11 protein-coding genes, 1 tRNA gene and 3 pseudogenes are annotated in these 18127 nt (G+C 56.0%); 5 read left to right on the plus strand and 10 right to left on the minus strand.

Annotation, left to right across the window (positions count from 1 at the left end; all coding sequences use genetic code 11):
• The first annotated feature begins 538 nt into the window (after positions 1-538).
• Both ML_RS12860 and ML_RS12865 read left to right on the plus strand, forming a co-directional pair.
• Positions 539-3181 carry a heterodisulfide reductase-related iron-sulfur binding cluster gene (locus ML_RS12860; protein ID WP_010908935.1) on the plus strand — a complete coding sequence of 881 codons (2643 nt, stop codon included), beginning with the start codon at positions 539-541 and terminating at the stop codon, positions 3179-3181.
• A 32-nt stretch (positions 3182-3213) separates the two neighbouring features.
• Positions 3214-4503 carry a pyridoxal phosphate-dependent aminotransferase gene (locus ML_RS12865; RefSeq protein ID WP_041323439.1) on the plus strand — a complete coding sequence of 430 codons (1290 nt, stop codon included), beginning with the start codon at positions 3214-3216 and terminating at the stop codon, positions 4501-4503.
• 154 nt (positions 4504-4657) lie between these two features.
• On the opposite strand, the gene rfbA is transcribed toward ML_RS12865, so the two are convergent.
• The 7 genes and pseudogenes from rfbA to ML_RS14535 all read right to left on the minus strand — a co-directional run bounded on the left by rfbA (position 4658) and on the right by ML_RS14535 (position 9467).
• Complete coding sequence (gene rfbA, locus ML_RS12870; RefSeq protein ID WP_010908937.1) at positions 4658-5524, minus strand: glucose-1-phosphate thymidylyltransferase RfbA; 867 nt, start codon at positions 5522-5524, stop codon at positions 4658-4660.
• 32 nt (positions 5525-5556) lie between these two features.
• A pseudogene (locus ML_RS12875) lies at positions 5557-5934 on the minus strand (hypothetical protein); the annotation flags it as partial.
• A 976-nt stretch (positions 5935-6910) separates the two neighbouring features.
• A complete protein-coding gene (locus ML_RS17625) occupies positions 6911-7042 on the minus strand; it encodes a hypothetical protein (protein WP_269147036.1) in 132 nt (43 codons plus the stop codon).
• Positions 7036-7768, minus strand: a pseudogene (locus ML_RS12880) (UDP binding domain-containing protein); the annotation flags it as partial. The gene ML_RS17625 and the pseudogene ML_RS12880, both read right to left, overlap by 7 nt.
• Before the next feature lie 326 nt (positions 7769-8094).
• On the minus strand, positions 8095-8256 hold the full coding sequence (locus tag ML_RS12885) for a hypothetical protein (RefSeq protein ID WP_156511831.1): 162 nt from the start codon (positions 8254-8256) through the stop codon (positions 8095-8097).
• Between the two features lie 50 nt (positions 8257-8306).
• Entirely contained in the window at positions 8307-8879 is a 573-nt protein-coding gene (gene dcd / locus ML_RS12890; protein WP_010908938.1) for a dCTP deaminase, read from the minus strand.
• Between the two features lie 348 nt (positions 8880-9227).
• Entirely contained in the window at positions 9228-9467 is a 240-nt protein-coding gene (locus ML_RS14535; RefSeq protein WP_145985228.1) for a hypothetical protein, read from the minus strand.
• 246 nt (positions 9468-9713) lie between these two features.
• On the opposite strand from ML_RS14535, the gene ML_RS12900 reads away from it, so the two are divergent.
• Positions 9714-9787, plus strand: a tRNA-Gly gene (locus ML_RS12900).
• Positions 9788-10993: 1206 nt separating this feature from the next.
• On the opposite strand, the gene ML_RS12905 is transcribed toward ML_RS12900, so the two are convergent.
• Positions 10994-11182 (minus strand): hypothetical protein, encoded by a 189-nt coding sequence (locus tag ML_RS12905; protein ID WP_145985229.1) that lies wholly within the window; start codon positions 11180-11182, stop codon positions 10994-10996.
• A gap of 699 nt (positions 11183-11881) precedes the next feature.
• Positions 11882-12034, minus strand: coding sequence for a hypothetical protein (locus tag ML_RS16935; RefSeq protein WP_231846651.1), 153 nt, complete (start codon positions 12032-12034; stop codon positions 11882-11884).
• A gap of 52 nt (positions 12035-12086) precedes the next feature.
• Between ML_RS16935 and ML_RS16940 the strand changes: the two genes are divergently transcribed.
• Positions 12087-12377, plus strand: a complete 291-nt coding sequence (locus ML_RS16940) for an enoyl-CoA hydratase/isomerase family protein (protein ID WP_231846816.1) — start codon at positions 12087-12089, stop codon at positions 12375-12377.
• Between the two features lie 810 nt (positions 12378-13187).
• Positions 13188-13565, plus strand: a complete 378-nt coding sequence (locus tag ML_RS12915) for an MFS transporter (protein ID WP_111481105.1) — start codon at positions 13188-13190, stop codon at positions 13563-13565.
• A gap of 1277 nt (positions 13566-14842) precedes the next feature.
• On the opposite strand, the pseudogene ML_RS14540 reads toward ML_RS12915, so the two are convergent.
• A pseudogene (locus ML_RS14540) lies at positions 14843-15380 on the minus strand (GAP family protein).
• Positions 15381-18127: the final 2747 nt, after the last annotated feature.

Genomic DNA, 18127 nt, shown 5'->3' on the forward strand with positions numbered 1-18127 from the left:
CCGGAGTGGGGGCTGCGGGCGCAGCCGTGTTGCTGACGGTGAACCTAGGCCACGGCAAAAAGCTCACCGCTACCACAAACACCGAACCAGTACAGCATCGCCAACCTCCGCAGACCATGCCCATGCCGAAAAACAACTCTACCGTGTAGGTGATCCCGCCGCACGCCGGTCGGTATAAAGCAAGGGCTACAACACCCAGCCAGGCCCGCTACAACGACGACGACTTCCCCGCCGACGACCTTGCACCAAAACAATGCCAGAAGTGCCCACCAGGCCGACCCGGCGTGAACCACCGTTTAGACGCTAACGCACGCTGAACCTTCTACAGGCCAAAATTCGATTAAGTGCATGGCCAATAAACACCGACCCGAAGTTGTCACCATAATAAGCAACTTAGGGTTACCTTTCTCGCGCCGCAACCTGCACAGATGTCACTATTAGTAGGACAAAACAAGCAACAACGTCGCGCCGCCTGCTACGGAGATCGAATGGTCCGGCGCAGTAATGTCGAAGTAACTATGCATGGGAGAAACCTTCTGTGACCACGCAGATGCTGATCAGAATGGTGCTAGGCCTGAGTATGACCGCGGTCGTGCTGCTGTTCGCGGCACGTCGCGTCTTGTGGCTATACAAGCTGACCATGTCCGGTCAACCGGCCAACGGACGCACCGACGAGCTAGGCACCCGAATCTGGACGCAAATCACCGAGGTCTTCGGGCAACGGCGACTGTTGCAGTGGTCACTGCCAGGTTTGACGCACTTATTCACCATGTGGGGCTTCTTCATCTTACTTACGGTCTACATCGAGGCCTACGGCGTGCTATTCCAGCCGAACTTCCACCTCCCGATCATCGGCCGCTGGAACGCGATAGGCTTCCTTCAGGACTTTTTTGCGCTAGCTGTACTGACTAGCACCGTCACGTTCGCGATTATCCGCATGCGTAACGAGCCAAAAGAATACGGCCGCAAGTCCCGCTTCTACGGATCCCATACCGGCGGTGCGTGGTTGATCCTGTTCATGATCTTCAACGTGATTTGGACGTATGCCGTTTTTCGTGGGGCATCGGTCGATGCACTCGGCGAGGCGTTCCCTTACAACAGCGGCGCATTCTTCTCGCACGCCATAGCCGCAGTGCTGTATCCGTTGGGTCAAGGTGCTAACCAGATCATCGAAACCGTTGCGCTGTTGCTGCACATAGGCGTCATGCTGGCCTTCCTGCTGATCGTGCTGCACTCCAAACACCTGCACATTTTCCTAGCGCCGATCAACGTCACGTTTAAACGGCTGCCCGACGGGCTGGGCCCGTTGATGCCCATGGAATCGGACGGCGAACCAATCAACTTCGAGGATCCCAGCGAGGACGCTGTTTTCGGTCGCGGCAAGATCGAGGATTTCACCTGGAAAGCCATGCTCGACTTTGCCACCTGCACCGAGTGCGGGCGCTGCCAGTCTCAGTGTCCGGCCTGGAATACCGGCAAACCCCTGTCGCCCAAGCTCGTAATCATGGACCTGCGCGACCACTGGATGGCCAAGGCTCCCTACATCCTGGGAGAGAAAACAGCAGAAAAGCTGGAGGGTCTCAACCTCGAGACGACCAAAGACAAGAGCCGCCATGTGCCGGAATCCGGATTCGGCCGGGTGCCTGGACACGGGCCCGAACAGGCGACTCGTCCGTTGGTCGGCACTGCCGAACAAGGCGGAGTGATCGATCCCGACGTGCTGTGGTCCTGTGTCACCTGCGGCGCCTGTGTCGAGCAGTGTCCGGTTGATATTGAGCACATAGATCACATTATTGATATGCGTCGCTACCAAGTAATGATGGAGTCAGAGTTCCCCTCCGAGTTGTCCACGTTGTTCAAGAACCTGGAAACCAAGGGCAACCCGTGGGGACAAAACGCTGGAGATCGGACCAACTGGATCGACGAGGTCGATTTCGACGTACCGGTCTACGGGGAGGACGTTGACAGCTTCGACGGCTACGAATACCTGTTCTGGGTCGGCTGTGCCGGAGCCTACGACGACAAAGCCAAGAAGACCACTAAAGCCGTCGCCGAACTGCTGGCCATCGCCGGGGTAAAGTACCTGGTGCTAGGCACCGGCGAAACGTGCAACGGCGACTCGGCGCACCGCTCGGGCAACGAATTCCTGTTCCAACAGCTGGCCGCCCAGGCCGTCGAGATCCTGGATGGGCTTTTCGAGGGTGTGAATAGCGTCGACCGCAAGATTGTCGTCACCTGCCCGCACTGCTTCAACACTATCGGCAAGGAATATCGACAACTGGGCGGCAACTACACTGTGCTGCACCACACTCAGCTGCTCAACTGGCTAGTGCACGACAAAAAGCTGGTCCCGGTCACGCCGGTGTCCCAAGACATCACCTACCACGACCCGTGCTATCTAGGCCGGCACAACAAGGTGTACGAGGCCCCGCGTGAACTGGTCAGGGCCGCGGGAGCCAACTTCACCGAAATGCCACGGCACGCCGAGCGCAGCTTCTGCTGCGGCGCAGGAGGCGCGCGTATGTGGATGGAAGAGCACATCGGCAAGCGGATCAACCACGAACGCGTCGACGAGGCGCTAGCCACCAACGCCACCACGATCGCCACCGCGTGCCCGTTCTGTCGGGTGATGGTCACCGACGGTGTCAACGACCGGCAGGAAGAAGCCGGTCGCAGCGGCGTCGAGGTGCTTGATGTGGCCCAGGTACTACTCGGCTCACTCGACTACGACAAGGCGAAACTGCCGGCGAAGGGCACGGCCGCAGCAGAGATCACCAAAACTGCCGGACTTTCCCCCGCCAAACCCACTGAGTCTGAGGCGCCAGCGCCGGAGAAGAGCACCCAAGCTGCAGCATCAGCCGCACCCGCCAAAGGAATAAGACTGGCCGCCGGAGCCAAGCAACCTGACGCCAAAAAACCAGTATCTCAAACCACGTCAGCTAAAGCAACCGAGGCACCGGCTGCCACAGTACCCGTTAAGGGGCTCGGTATAGCTGGTGGCGCCAAGCGACCCGGAGCGAAAAAAAGCCCTGACCAAGCCGAAACTCCCGCACCCACCGAGTCGAAATCGGAAGCAAAGCCGGAACCGTCTGACCATGCCGATGGCAACCCGGCTCCGCCAACCGCGCCCGTCAAAAGGCTGGGCATCACACGGAGCGCACGTCCGCCGGGCAAGCACTGACCAAGAGATTGACACTATATCAGCAAATTTCAGTGGACGGCAGTGGCACCATGAGTGACGTGACTACTCACCAGCTGCCCATGCACACCCCTGGCTATCACCGGCAACGTGCCTTCGCGCAGTCGTCCAAGCTTCAGGACGTCCTCTACGAAATCCGTGGCCCGGTGAGCCAGCATGCCACACGACTAGAAACTGAAGGACACCGCATCCTCAAACTGAATATCGGTAACCCAGCGCTGTTCGGGTTCGACGCACCTGACGTAATTATGCGCGACATGATCCAGGCGCTGCCGTACGCGCAGGGGTACTCCGACTCCCAGGGCATCCTGCCTGCACGTCGCGCGGTGGTTACCCGCTACGAGCTGGTCGACGGGTTCCCCCGATTCGACGTCGATGACGTCTATCTCGGCAACGGCGTCTCCGAGCTGATCACGATGACGCTGCAGGCCCTGTTAGACAACGGCGATCAGGTGCTGATCCCCTCGCCGGACTACCCGCTGTGGACAGCGTCGACCTCGCTGGCCGGTGGCACACCCGTACATTACCTCTGCGACGAAACCCAAGGCTGGCAACCAGATATCGCCGACGTGGAATCTAAGATCACCGAGCGCACCAAAGCACTGGTCGTGATCAACCCCAACAACCCTACCGGCGCCGTCTACAGCAACGAAATCCTTAACCAAATAGTCGACCTAGCACGTAAGCATCAGCTGCTGCTGCTTGCCGACGAGATCTACGACAAGATTCTCTATGACGACACCAAGCACATCAGCGTGGCCTCAATTGCGCCTGATCTACTGTGCTTGACCTTCAACGGTCTTTCGAAAGCCTACCGTGTCGCCGGGTACCGGTCCGGCTGGCTAGCGATCACCGGGCCCAAGGACCATGCCAGTAGCTTCATTGGGGGGATCAATCTACTGGCCAATATGCGGTTATGCCCGAATGTTCCTGCGCAGCATGCGATCCAGGTAGCCCTCGGTGGCCACCAGAGCATCGAAGACTTGGTGCTACCGGGCGGTCGGCTGCTCGAGCAGCGTGACGTCGCCTGGACCAAACTGAACGAGATCCCGGGGGTGTCATGCGTCAAACCCACCGGTGCACTGTATGCCTTTCCCCGGCTAGATCCAGAAGTCTATGGCATCGTCGATGACGAGCAACTGGTCCTCGACCTGCTACTACAAGAGAAGATCCTGGTCACCCAGGGCAGCGGATTCAATTGGCCGGCACCGGATCATCTGCGCTTGGTGACGCTGCCGTGGTCTCGTGACCTTGCGGCTGCGATCGACCGGCTCGGTAACTTCTTGGTCAGTTACCGTCAATAGTTTGCTCAGCACCGCAGACCGAACACAGGGCGAAGTGCTGACCAGCGAGAACGTGTCATCGAGTTGGTGCGCTCGGCGGTGGATGGCATAGCGCTTGCTCCGTCAGTCCCGTTGACCACAACAGTCGCCGCGGTGTTGGCTAAGCCTGCCGAAATCAACCGCGTTCCAAAAGTTCTGACAGGTAACAGCCATACCCTGACTTAGCCAAGCTATGTGCGCGCAAGGCGAGCTGCTCGTCGTCGATCCAACCCATCCGCCACGACACTTCCTCGGGAACGCTGACCTTCAAACCTTGCCGACGTTCCAACGTGCGGACAAAGTCACTAGCGTCCAGCAGTGAGTCGAAAGTCCCCGTGTCAAGCCATGCCGTCCCGCGAGCCAACACTTCGACCGTCAGCCGGCCTTGGTTGAGGTAGATCTGATTAACCTCCGTGATCTCATATTCACCTCGCGCTGATTTAGTTAAGCCCCTGGCAATCTCGACCACGTCGTTGTCATAGAAATACAAACCCGGAACCGCGTACTGAGATTTTGGCGTGGCGGGTTTCTCCTCTAAGGATAACGCTATGCCATCAATACCCAGCTCTACGATACCATAGGACGACGGATTAGCCACACAATAGGCGAAAATAGCTCCTCCGCTGACATATTGGAAGCGTCTCAGGCTTGTCCCCAGTCCGGGTCCATAGAAAATGTTGTCCCCCAGAACCAATGCCACTGTGTCGGCGCCGATGTGATTGGCACCAATGACGAATGCCTGCGCCAGACCGTCGGGATGATCCTGTGTCGCGTAGCTGATGTTGACACCAAATTGTGTGCCGTCTCCTAAGAGTCGCTTAAACCCGGGTGCGTCGTGAGCGGTGGTAATCACCAAGATGTCGCGGATGCCGGCCATCATCAGCGTGGACAGCGGATAATAAATCATAGGTTTGTCGTATACCGGCAATAACTGCTTGCTAATGCCCAGCGTGATTGGGTACAGCCGTGTACCAGAGCCGCCAGCCAAGATAATCCCCCGCATAGGTAGCTCCTAACGCTTCTTATCGACCACTGATTGACGAAATCAGCTTCAGTGAGATCGACGGCTTCTAGCGCCGACCAAAGTCTCATACCGGAACACCGACGTTACGTACGTGCTCGTGGAGCACTCAAAAAGCCGATGCAGCGATTGTAACGGCGCCTGAGTCTTCCAGACTGCAGATCTTCTGTTCGACGACCACGACATCATGGCGCACGTACATACGGCCCAAGTCCACCGCGGTCTTGACGGATGTTGCCCACCGACGCGGCACCGCATGGCACTGGTATTCGGTGCCGGAACCTGCTGCCGACGTCTATATCATCACTGGACAAGGTCACCAAGGTCTCGCAGTCCACGGCGTTGAGGGCGTGGTGCCGCGCCAAAACGGTGGCGATCTCCGATATGCTCATGGTCTGCAAACTACTGTGTGAGCTTAGCATCCGACATCGTCGGCCTAGCCCAAAACGGCATGCGGTCCAGCCCGGTTTTGCCACACGACATCGTAGCCGTACATCTCGATACCGGGAAGCGGCAACAGACATTCAGAGCATCATCGCCAGCAGCAGCTCGGTGGCGCCACCGCGTAGTGGCGCCACCAACACCCGGCTGTGCTAGTACAACCAGGAGACGGCATCGTCGAGCGACCGGTCGAGTTTCAGGGATAGCAATCACCGCAGCCGACGTGGTGGACCCGTTATTTAAGGCTCCAACCCAGCCACGTAGGCAACGGGCTGGATTCGTCGGCATCACGGGTACGATTCGAAAAGGCGCGGTTCTGCTCGAGAAATGCAGCCAGGTGCCGGAGGTGGTCAGGCTACCCGGCGGGTCATAACCGATTCGCCGGCGAGACAGGCCGCTGGAGTTACCCAGCATCAGCGGACAGCTGTTTTGTGGGTTTCGTTTTGGTCTGCAAAGTGTGTGGTATCCACGGTTAGATCAGGAACTGAAATGTATTTATGCACGGCCGTTTGTGTACGGTGCGCACCGTTTCATTAGCGTAGTCGGCGCAGTAATTCGGTGCCACGCTGCTAGACACTGATCCGGCAAGTGCTGCCGACTCGGGTCACGTTGAATAGCCAATTGAGTATTGGGGTCCGGACGGTTCGAACGAGAGCGCCGCGACGATGATCAACACCTGCCACTAAGTCGAAATCCCAGCTCTTGGTTTTCAACTCTGCCGGTAAGTAAGATCGAGAACGTGGCCCCATATTGCGTAAGCATCAGTAGCCCAGCCGATACCGCCACGGTGGTATCTGTCAAATCGTCCAGACCGAGATGCCGAACACACGTTGGAATGCCCAGCCTAGCGGCAAGGTTACGAATACCCTCTGTCCCTCCATTAACGTCAATAGCGGCATGGCACACCCTGGGACTCCAGGTGATCGCCTACCACTGCATAGCCGATGTAGCCGCCCGAACAGTGCAGACAATATTTTCGTGACACACCAGGGCGGAGGCGCCTTCAACGCCGGCCACAGCGCTGAACACAACCACACCACGCATCGTTAGGGTCAGCACGCGACGCGCCTAAATACCCGCCAACCTGCCTGCTGATAACGGGTGATGTCCAGGCAAGTACGGCCGTCGACGATCATCCGGGCCCGCACGTGGTCGGCTAAATCCACTAGGTGGAGGTCGTTAAATCCGGCCACTTAGTAAGCACCAAGACCGTATCCGCGGACATGCAGGCCTCCACCACGGAAACTGCGTAGTTCAGCGTGGGGCATTGGCGACGCGAGTTGTCCAGGGCTTTGGGAGCCATCCCTACAATTCACCGCACCACCATTGAACTACAGCTGGCCGCAACGTTGAGCGCGGGCGAGTCACTCAGTATCGTCGGATTCGGGTTGAAAAGCCACGTCAAATACAGCGACGTTGGTTCTTAGCAGCGCGCCACCCCCATGCGGTGGTGGCCCAGCTCAACCATCCGAGTGAAGCACCGTATGTTGACACTGTCCCTTTCAGCCAGGAACGTCCGCACCTGGTTGGCTCCCAGCTCCCCGGCGCATGCCATAAAGGCGCGGATGTCCTTGGGCAGACAACCACCACAGAAATCCAAACCCGCATTAAGACATCGCGAATCGTATCCGAGCACACTGGCTAGCAGGCTGAAACCAGCATAGGCGACTTCGCACATCTCAGAGACCGGGTTGATGAACGAAATCTTTTTGCCAGAAACGCATTAGCAGATACCTTGACCAACTCCGCGGTCTGCAGGTCGGTCACCAAAATAGCACACCCACTTCACGATGACGGCCGGGCTGGCAACACTTGCACTCCTGCTCTTCATATACATCCACGATGGAGCCATCGGCGGTCTCGACGACAGCCAAAATTCGCACTCGTAACCCATTGTCCTGCCATCAGCCACGACTAGGAACGGGCCGATAACAGCAAGGCGTTCTCAACGCTTATAGGTGGCCAGCGTGTCGCGTAGCACAACCAGCCACGACCTGATCGGTCCACGTCACCCCAATAGCGGACAGCTGAAGGCCGGCTTCAACCACGCCTTCACAGGTACCCAGAATGGCCGAGATAGCCTTATCTGGTGCGCTGGCGGTATTAGAAAATTAGCGGCCACCTCCCCATTCGACCATGATGCCATCAGAATTTTCTCCCTCGACCAGGACCAGCGGCACCGAAGCCGATGCCATCGCCACCCCGAACACGCTACCTAAGACCTCGCCAAAAATTTTGCGAGACAGCCGTAATCTGAGCGGAGGAGAAACCACACGACAGCGCAGACTATGGCCGGGAAGACTGTGCTGCGTGCCGGTAGAAGCTAGGTATTTTTTATGAAATTCTCGTAGCTTCGGGATGGTGTCGGCCCCCGTTGACCCTGATATTTTGACCCCGCGCTCGCACTACCGTAGGGATGTTCCGCCGGACTGGTCAAGCGCAAAACGCACAGCTGGCCGATCTTCATGCCTGGCCACAGGGTGATCGGCAAGTTAGCAACATTGGACAGTTCGAGCGTGATGTGGCCACAGAAGCCAGGATCAATGAAACCCGCGGTCGAGTGCGTCAACAGGCCCAGCCGGCCCAGCGATGATTTGCCTTCCAGCCGTCCTGCTAAGTCCTCGGGCAGGGTGAATAATTCTAGCGTGGAGCCAAGCACAAATCCACCCGGGTGCAGTACAAACGGTTCCCCGTCAACCAGTTCTACCAGGCTCGTCAGCTCATCCTGTTGTCGCGCGGGGTCGATGTGAGTGTAGCGGGTGTTGTTGAACACGCGGAACATGCAGTCAAGGCGAACATCAATGCTGGACGGCTGCACCAGGGTGTCGTCGAACGGATCGATGCTGAATCGGCCGGCGGTGATTTCGGCCCTGAGGTCACGATCGGAGAGCAGCACCCGATGAGCGTATCTGCCACCGACTACATTCAATTAGCGTCACCGGATCCACCCCGTTAGCAGAGGTCGTTTTCCTGACCCGTGGGGTACCCGCCCCCGGTAATGGCATCGTGGACGTGGTCATAGTTGCCGAACCCCGTAACGTGCGCACCACAGGTGTGTTTGTGTTATAGTATAATTCATCGCCAATCGCGTCTCGCACTCAAATCAGGTTGCGTTGTCGAGCACAAAAGCGACGATCGCGTTTCCCAGCGTGACCCCCTCGGGGGCATCGGGGTTGGAAATCACCACATCGATCGCAAAGCACCCGGATGCCATTTCAACGAATCCGTTCGCACGCAAACAATTTCACGTATCAAGAAGAAAGCCGCGGCGATGGCGCACGCCACCAAGATGGCCATCACTTGTAGGCTCTGCTCCGGTGCGACCCCAACAGGCAAAAAACGAGCGCGGCGACAAGCCATCTAGATAGCCGAGTGTACTCGCCCGCATCGCTCCCCTAGCCACCGCACAGAGCACGGCTGCTAAGGCCAGGATGTAGCCAACACCAGTGACAACTTTCGTCGGTTCCTCGGAATTTTGTGACAAACCACGGAAAGCATCTTCCGAGATAACGAACGAATCAACATACCCCGTTAAAAATCTAGTAGTTATCCGCTGACCAGGACAAACGGGTTAATCGGGTTGCACCAAAAAACTTCCCGCACTTTCACGTCAGCGCGACGGCATTTCGACGTCGACACCATAAACGCGGCGCCTTGAAGTCATGCTCAGTGAGCAGTAGGGAGCCTACCTGCTAGTGCAACAGCAGATGCTAGCCTTTCAAGCAACCGCGCCGATGTAGTTCAATGGCAGAACATCAGCTTCCCAAGCTGAATACGCGGGTTCGATTCCCGTCATCGGCTCCATACATGATCAGCGCGAGTAATGTCCGAACATCGGTTCGGTGCGCAGCCTCGCACCCCGCCCACGCGGCAAATGCAAGCTACCTAGCTTGTGCAAACACTCCTGCACGCGACATCGTCCCCAAATCGTTTGCTGCCCTCCGACCGTCGGATCGCGACGCCACTCGCACTGTCATACGACGTCTTATTTCGTTATCCTCAACCTAAACAACATGGTGAATGCGAGTGGCACTAAATGCTATCGTGTTCCTTCGCCAAGGTAGTCGAGCAGTTCGAAATCCACGGCTACTTTGTGATAGCGCTGGACCGATTGTGCACTGCTATGGCATCACGAGGGCCATAAAAGTAAAAGCACCAACATAGACGCCCGGCGCATGGCCTATCGAACTCCAACATGACTGCTGGCTGGGCAAACTCGGGACCCGACATGCCTGGGAATTCCTGCCGGGAACCCATGCCAGCAGCTTGTTACCAGCAGCCTATTACTAGAGTAATCGCTTCATCGAATTTCGACGGCAGCGGGCAGTGGGTTCTATGTGTTACAGCATGCTTGCGATGGAGTCTGCTGCATCTGTACTCGGGCTGGCCCAGTGGATCTCCGAATAGGAGGTCCACTGGGCGCCCAACCGAAAACCCCTTCCCTAAAGCACTCGCACGCACCTGACGTTACGTCCGCATCCAGCTTGCCTGAAAAAAGATTGACGACATCCAACGATTTATTATTGTGGAACCTTGAAGGGCTAATCGTCGGTGTTTGCGGCGCGGCCATCCAGCTACAAGTGATGTATCAAGCCTAGCACAGTTGTTACCCGAAGCGGCCAAAATCGATACCGTCTATTAACTTGCTCGCTGTCGTGTCGCGCGGAACAGCACAGTGCGCTGCGTATATGCTCAGAATGACAGGTGATAATGAAGCACGACAAGCGATTGTTATGACTTATCCCTGCGAACGAGACGATCTGCTTCGGTCCCCACGTTGCCGGTGAGGGCTTATTCGATGCCGATGCAAAGATCAACGACACGCTGGTCCATAACTATTTGAGCGGCAGGTACCGGATATCCACCGATTGTTATCCAACTCAGCACTACCAAGGCGTCAAAAGTGGCCGCTACGCCGCACTGCTGGACATTGCGCAGGACCATGCTTTGCATGCGCTCCACAACTCTGGGCCGTTAGAAGCCAGCTTGTTGTTCAAGAGCGACACCGCGCTACGCAAATTCAGAACCGGAAATGCCGGCCGCTTCTTGATCGACCTCGATTTCACCGTACCCGACGATGAGATGACACTCGCCAATCTGCAAACTCGCAATGGCACCAAGATCGACGGTTTCACCTTCGCGATCCTCAATTTCGATGGGGTCTTTAGGCCCTTGGAGCACGCTCGACGAGGCGCTCACCCAGCTACTGTAAGTGCTCACGATCTACCGCGACGGGGTCGACGACGGCCGTGGAACCAAACCCGTGAGCCCGAAGGATGTCCTTAGGCCGCGCAATGTAGCCAACTGCCGTCGAAAGGATATCGGCTATATCATTAGGCCTGTTCGGCTCAACAAATAAATCGCCACCATCCGCAGCCGCTATACCGTCATTTTCCAACGCGTCGCCTAATAACGGAGTTGAGCCGACTGCAACGAGCGGGCTCTCTACGAAGTGAACAAGGCATTGGCATCGTTTTCACTCCATCCACGATAAAATCGTGGAACCAACGGTCTGATGCTTCGGCATCTAAGAAGGGTTCCATCGTCACGAAGACCCCGTCCGTGATCAGGTTAGATGTCCTGAATCGACCTCCCAGACCTGAACACACGGATTCGATGCCCGTTCACCAGCTCCATGCTTAGCAAGAAAAACTCGTGATGCGTTCAGAAGACGCATTACCACGGTGGTTCGAGTCGGGCTGAGCATCAGAAAGCGCCGTGCCGACACGGTCACTGGCGGGGTGATAAGCTGTTCCGGCACAAACTGCACGAAGATTGCTTTCATGGCAGAGACGATCATGCTCAACACTCCACCCAGCATTTTGATCGCAGCATGATCCGTGAACACGGCGAGATGATGAGCCATCGTCCCGTACCCGGTGTGCCCGAACGGTGATATCAGTATCTAGCCACTTCAGCGTACACCAACAACACAATCCACGCCCGTGTCACCTGCCCCACCAGCACCCACAACGCCCTCGTCAACCACTCCAGCCGACCCCGGTCGCCATCGGGCAACTCCAAGGCGGCAACCACATACACCGCGATCACCAGCTACTGCCTGGGCAGCAAGCTCAAGTTAGTACTCGCCGCCGACATCGGGATCGCCAACTCCACGAAGGTTTTCGAATTCCCCGAAATCGAAATCGGCATCCTGTACTACTCTGGCGGCATCACCCGGCTCACCTGGATGCTCGGCACCGGACGGACCCGCGCACCGATATTGTGCGGCAAGCGATTAGACATGCAACAATACGAGCAGTGGGGCATTCTCATCGCGATCACCGTACCCGGCGAGCATCTGAAGCAGGCAACGGCCATCGCGTGTGAACTCGACGCGCATTCACCGTTGGCGCTGAACATTAACAATGTCAGTGCTGGACGTAAACCTTGACTTGCCAAAGGAAGCCGCCATTGCTGTTCGAGCAACAGGCCTAAATTTAACAGTATGCCCGGAACAAGGGTCGACACGACATGAACCCAGTCAACGTTATGGACATATCGGGCAAGCACAGCTTCTACACCAGACTCCTGACCACCGGCTGCAGCGGACCATTCTTCGACGGCTGCGTTATAAGCATAATCAGTGCTTGCGTTGCCCGGAGTGGCCGAACAACTCAATCCGATGACCACCGAATCGGGGCTCATCGAATCGGCAACATCTATAAATAATGTTACTGCTGCGCCAGCAGTATTTGACTTTGTCACCGATCGTTATTGTGCGGAAGAAGATGTATGCCATCAACCTAGCTATGTTGGTGACGAGCTGCACTCGGTCGGTGCTCGTGACTGCCCCGCGGCAGCTGATCGTGCTGTACTTCGTTATCGGTGCCACCATTGGCGGCAAACTATCCGATCGTGACGTCGCTGCTGACCGAGTTCACACCCTCGAGGAATCGAAGTGTAGCGGTAGGCATGTAGGCGTTCTTCTAGTCGGCCACTGCCGTCTTCGCCTTACACTGGGGGCGCTTTGTTCATCGACATATAAGGCATCAACGACCACTGGCGGATGTTGCTCGTCACGAGCGCGACGCTCAGCATGATTGTCATCATGCTCCAACGCGAAATCCTGGAGTCGCCGCACTGGCTTGTGCAGACCGGCCGCGTCGCCGACACCTAGAAGAACATCAAGAAAATCTACGATATCGCAGTCGATTTGAGCTTAGCGCGGACCGACTAGGCTACCGAAAAGCAGAAGGTCGACTTGCGGGAGTACTTTCGCGGCGAGTACCTGCGTCGGCTAACCATGTGCAGTACGCTGTACCTGGCTGGCGTCACCCCACTCTATGCTTTACTCACCTTCCTGTCAAAGATCTTGTCCGGCTTCGCGATTCCGGTAAACGAGTCGACGGGTTTGATGATCGAGACCAGCATCATCGACCTAATCGTTGCGGGGTCGATCCTCACACTGTACTTGGTCGAGCGGTGGAGACCGCGCCCGATGGCAGTGTCTCTGTTGAGCATAATGGTGATTCCGCAGGCCTGCCTGCAGGTTGTAGGCGAACGGCCCGTTGTGGTTTATCGTCGCCATGTTGTACATCTACGCGTTCGTGTACGGCGGCCTGGTCATTTTGCACTTTAGTGTGGATCTATCCGAACGAACTGTTCCCGACCGAGGTCCACGGGCAACGGCCGTCGGAATGCGATCTTGGGCAGCCGGATTGGAATCACGACCGGAACGTACCTGCTGCCGCTGAGCATCGCTCTCCCTTGGCGCCGACACGACCATGCTGTCCAGCGAGATTCTCACCGCGGCGGCGTTCGTTATCCTCCTGGTCATAGCACTCGAAACCAAGGACAGGGCTTCGGAAGAAATCTCGAGCATCCACGAACATCACCACCACATGGATCTGCCCCGCACGTCGGAGTCACGCATGCAACCAAATCCTCGAACACAACCCGACACCGTCCAACAACGGTAGCCGAGCCACGGTATAGCGGACATAGCGGCTCGTCGATACTTGCGGGTTACTTCAGGCTCGGGGCAACCACATAACGCGGAACCACTACCTGGGAGGCGACGACCACATCGAGCAGCAGAATGCCTTGGCCGAAGAAGAAAATAAACTATCATTGGTGATAACGAAACTCTGGTAATTAGCGGGCTCTAAACCTGAATCCGGAGCTATCGACACTAGCTGTCACGTTTGCTTCTGCAACTTCATCGTACACGATAGAAAATACCGCCAGCAGCGGGGCGGTGTCGGACTTCCACAACGTGGTGTAGGTAGATGGTAACTCTGGTCCCAAGTGAACGCCTTGTAGTTGGCATCACCGACCGTCTGGTAGGTCTTGCGCACCAGTCGACTGCATAACGAGCCGAAACTACCACTGACCCGTAAAGGACCGAGGTGATATCCAGTTCGTTAAGTACGTTGCGTTGCGCGGCCGACTTGGCCACATCAACGAATCCGTCACGGGTCTAGGCAACATAATCTTACAACGGCTGTATGGTGCAGGGTAGAAACTTGGCAAGCTGATGTCAATCATGTAACTGGATCCCCGATCTGAGTCCGGCATATCTGCCCAGCAATTAAGCCTTTAAAACTATCGTAGATAATCTTGGCTTGGCATCAACGACATCGGGAAAACCAAACAGAACGCTCGCCGTGACAAGTACGACAACACCTTAATGCTCATGTCGAAATCTTTCTTCGTTGTGAGCACCCGAGTCGACCACACACACTAGGCCACCGCGGTGCCGACCCCAATCAGGGGGCGAGCGTACTGTCCACAGCCAAGACCGAGCAAGGTTTCGACGCTACTACCCAAGACATCATAACCAACGGACTCAGCGAACATATGGCACGCGGTAGTTTGCAAAACCGATTGCCGAGTTGGCGCAGCTAGCATCCTAGGTCATATTTCGTGAATTACGTTGTAGAACACTACGAAGCCGCTCAAAATCAGGATAGCCGCACGCAATCCGGCATTGTTGCAGTCCATCCACTCTTTTAGCCGCACCAGCGCATCATCAAGGCGATTACCGGCGGTCACGTAGGCCAAAATACTGGGATAGCAGCCGTTAAAGCAGCTACGGCGACGAAGCAGGCGGCAACTATCCACGTACCCGCGACACCAAGTTCGCCGGCACCGATGGCCAATCTGGCCGCCACATAAATCAACAGTACCTCAACCCTGATCACCACCAGCACCGGTCCGAGGACCACACGCAGCCAAGACGCCCTGGTGGGCAGTTACTTTATCCAATCATTCCAGCACACCGGATGCCGCGATGAACAGCGCAGTCAGGGCCACAATACCCAGCAGCCCGCCGCCAAGGAACACTAGGCTACTGTGTCGCTGCCGTGGCACATGTAAGACTACAGTATCGCCGGGATGATCGACAGCGGCGAGATGCGATAAACAGCGCAAGCGAAATGAGATCGGTCAACACCGAGCTCCAGCTTTTTTATGCGTTTAGCCATCTTCGCATTGATACCCACGTCTGGACTACAGAGCGCGCCGCGGTTGGGCTGGTTTTTCCTAAACCTCGGTCATCGGGCCCGATGGTTAATCAACGCACATCGCGTGCGATGACCCGGCATTGTGGGGCAGGCGACACCCACGCTGCACCGCCGTAACATCTCGTTTGGGAAGCGGTCGTGGCTGGGTACTGTTCGTCAAGCAACCCACCCGGGAGGGATCAATCGGCAACTCGAATTCATCTTGGACACATTTTCATCTTGCTGTTGACCGAAGCCACCGATGCACTGGTGTCGATTCCGGAAGGCGCATTGATCGTCGACGGCGATAGTACGATCAGACTTTGCCTGCGAACGAGCAAATGTCCAGTTTAATTACCGTTACACGATGGTATCCTACTATCGATCCAGTTTTTTTCCGAGCTTCGTAGACACCCCCGACCATTTCCCTCAGACGTTTGCCCGCGATTCTTATAAGGGCGGGTAGCTGCTAGAACCGATAAACCTGTGCATCTACCCATCGGGAAACCGCTTAGTCGACCAGCACTTCGCCGAGACCGGCTCGCACTGCTACCAGCTGCGCTGGACTCGCTGATCGTTGGATTATTGGCCGCCGCAGTGAGTTTTAGTCAGCGTCGGCTGTCCATCTTTCTGGGTACGACGAGGCGAAAGCATTTCGGCTTCATACGGTCGTTACTGGGTCAGTGGTGGCATATACTGAGCAATGTCGACGGTGTTAACGTCCCGTACTATATGCTGGTGCACCGCTGTTTGCCTATATTCCCGGCTATCGCATTCTGGTCTCGCGTGCCAAGCGGTCCTGCTGCTGGAGACACCGTAACCGGAGTAGTGCTGCTGGGTAGGCAGTTTTCTTATCGGACTGTGGCGGTGGCGGCTGGGGCCATCTGCGCAATCTTGCCGCGATCGACATGAGCAGGCATCGAAACTCGCCCGTACGCCGTTTCGATGATGGCCGTTGTGTGGCTGACAGTGTTGCTCGGATATGCGGCGTGCTGTGTGTAACGTTCGGATCTGGCTATTTTATGGCTACGCCCTAGCGATATCGATTCTTCTCGATGCGTACCTCGTGTTGTTAGCTTATGCATTATTTACCGTCACCTTCCAGCACACATGAACCATTCGATCGCGGTTCGTTATTACGTCCGGTGTTGACAATTGCGCTGTGACACGATTTTTGTTTTAAGCCATCGGGAAAGTACAACAAATCAACTGGATCGAACCGAGTAGACAGCAAAGGTTCGAAGATATAATAATATCATACTATTTCGAACGAAGCCCCGCGTTTATGGTTTTGTCGTAACTTTTCACAGGAACAGCTATTTTGTGGCTGTGCACATCCGCACAACTTATTACCGGAGATCGATAACTGTTGACACATGCGATAGCGCGACTTTCCACCCCTACCGCTCTTATCCTCTTGTGGTCGGCTGCTGTCCACCCGATCTACACACCCCGCTACTTGTCGTTAACCGTGCCAGCACTACTCGTGGATGTCTTCATCGGCCGCATCGCTTCCGTGTCCGTAAAGTCTTGGATAGCTACAGCTCTCGTCCACCTTTTCTCTCTGACCTCAGTTATTGACTTGCCTGCGTGCGTAGCGCAGCCCGTATGTCAAATACTTAATGGATTACAATTACAATCAAGTGACCGATCTGATCAGTGCAAGCAGCACCAGGTGATTGCTTACTCGTGAACGACACAGTAACGTTCCCGCCTTCTCCAATGCGCCCATTGACGGTGGAGCGTCCTGGTGGCTACCGGAAACTAATCAGCTTCACCCTTCGGCAACAAGCTACGGACCAGCAATGACGTCTTCTACACCAATCTCATACCAGACGTTGTCACCGAGCCGTTGAGCCACTGCGGAGTCGTGTGGGCCATCACCCCAAGCCGAGACCTCACAGCCGGCCCATGAGAAGCCCATGAGAAGGGTGTAGCGCTGCAGGCGGGGTCGGCTTGTTACGGAGCAACCTCATCAGCCTTCGCGGTTCGTCACAACCTAGGCCTTACGGCTCTGGCCGGGCGCGGGCAGTTCAATCTCATCCAGGTGATCAAAACGATGAAGTAGCCGCTAACAGATACTTATGTAGTAGATGAGTATGGCCTGCGGCAAAATACTCAGGGCGGATAACCAGCACTCAGGCCGCCGACCACCATGGTGAACGTAGGAGTCATCCAATAGCACGGATTGTTGAACAGCCAACGTATGTCATCGACATTACTGTACAACCGATATGGGTCTATTAGAACATTGAAGTAGGGTTTGGCGCTATCGACATAGTCCCGCCAGAATTTGCAACCTTCTCCATTACAACACATTAGCCAGGTGTGCCAGTCCCTGTCGATCAAACCGGAAATCGTTTTCCCCTTTCCAGATTTTTCTATTTTATGCAATCTGGACCGTGGTGAACGACGCCCACTGGCTGTTGCTATACCATTCGAAAAGCCGACCTTGCCGTCTAGCAGGGAATCCTCATTGACACGCCAGAACGAGGACATCGGACCGGGAAAAATTCCAGTTTTTTATCCGCGCTTCCCAAATTTAATTTGATCATGCTGCGTAAGTTGCCACACAGTTTAGCACCGTAGTAGGTGCCAACTTCTTGAATGGCGCAGAGGACGAGGTTGGAATTGTCATCGATGAACAAACTTCAGCGATCGTCGCGGTATATCCGTCGCGACCGACGGAAACATATCG

This window comes from Mycobacterium leprae TN (assembly GCF_000195855.1).
GTDB classification, from domain to species: domain Bacteria; phylum Actinomycetota; class Actinomycetes; order Mycobacteriales; family Mycobacteriaceae; genus Mycobacterium; species Mycobacterium leprae.